Origin of the sequence: Streptomyces sp. NBC_00483, from assembly GCF_036013745.1 — a bacterium.
Lineage (GTDB): Bacteria > Actinomycetota > Actinomycetes > Streptomycetales > Streptomycetaceae > Streptomyces.
In genome coordinates, this window is record NZ_CP107880.1 from 573255 (window position 1) to 574602 (window position 1348).

General features: G+C 68.6%; 1 protein-coding gene. It reads left to right on the forward strand.

Annotated elements, in window-relative coordinates; translation table 11 throughout:
- Positions 1-62 precede the first annotated feature (62 nt).
- Positions 63-1304, forward strand: coding sequence for a sensor histidine kinase (locus OHA73_RS02705; RefSeq protein WP_267072300.1), 1242 nt, complete (start codon positions 63-65; stop codon positions 1302-1304).
- The last annotated feature ends 44 nt before the right edge of the window (positions 1305-1348 follow it).

The following is a 1348-nucleotide window of genomic DNA, read 5'->3' on the forward strand; positions in this document are numbered from 1 at the left end:
TGCACCAATGGAACCTCGGATACTGGTGACCGAGTCACCGTCCCAGGAAGCAGGTACAGGGTATGAGGCCGGTACGGGTCATGCGGCGCTTCGCCTCTGTGATCAGCGGCTCGGTGCAGGCCAAGATCACGCTGCTCTACGGCGGTGTGTTCACGATCATCACCCTCGCGGTGCTCAGCAGCGTGCAATGGCTCCAACAGCGGTTCGTCGACGCCAAGTTGAACGACTTCGTATTCACCGGACCGGTCTCCGCGATCCCCTGTCCACCGCGACGCCCGGACGTTGCCTGTTCGACCGGTCCCTACCAGCCGTCCAAGGCCAGTCCCGTCGACGCGGCGGCCGGCCCGAGCCGCAGCATCTTCGACGGGAACGAGGAACTCCACAAGGACGTGGCAAGCACCCAGCAGATCTTCGCCCTGATCGCCATCGCCGCGATGATAGTGCTGGCGTTCGCGGTGTGCTGGTGGCTCACCAGACGGATCCTGCGCCCGCTGCACCGCGTCACCGCCACCGCCCAGCGCCTGTCGCTGTCCACCCTGCACGAACGCATCGGGCTGACCGGACCACAGGATGAGCTGAAGGACCTCGCCGACACCTTCGACGCGATGCTCGATCGGCTGGATCGCGCCGTGGCGAGCCAGCGCCGCTTCGTCGCCAATGCCTCCCACGAGCTGCGCACTCCCCTGGCCATCCAGCGAACCGCGATCGAGGTCGGGCTGACCAAACCCTCTGCCGAGCGGGTCTCGCGGATCCGCGACGAACTGCTGCGCGCCACCGAGAGGTCCGAGCGGCTCATCGAGGGCCTGCTCGTTCTCGCGCAGGGGGAACAGGAACTCCTCGACCGGGACCCGGTGGATCTCGCCGCCGTAGTCACTCAGGTCGTCGGAGAGCATCTCCCCTTCGCCGAGCGGCGCGGCATCACCCTCACCACCTCCACTCAGCCGGTCGTCGTCGCAGGCGACGACACGCTGCTCACCCGCCTGGTCGCCAACCTGGTACAGAACGCGATCCGGCACAACAACGCGGGCGGTTACGTCATCGTCGACCTGTCCGCCGACGGCGGCCTGGTGGTCTGCAACTCCGGCCCGCACGTCCCTGAGGACAAGGTGGACGGGCTGTTCGAGCCGTTCCGGCGGCTGCCCGCAGACCGGACCACATCGTCCGAGGGCGCGGGCCTGGGGCTGTCCATCGTCTCCGCCATCACGCACGCCCACGACGGCACCGTGCGCGCGACGGCCAACTCCGAGGGCGGGCTCTGGGTCACCGTGACCCTACCGGCCCACGCTCCGGCGCCGTCCGCCTGAGCCTCGACTCCGCCTGCGGCCGCAGGCGGAGTCGAGGCCGGGCC

What these genes read in the sequence shown, in the direction of transcription:
- OHA73_RS02705 (WP_267072300.1), top strand. Translation starts at nt 63, where the DNA reads ATGAGGCCGGTACGGGTCATGCGGCGCTTCGCCTCTGTGATCAGCGGC.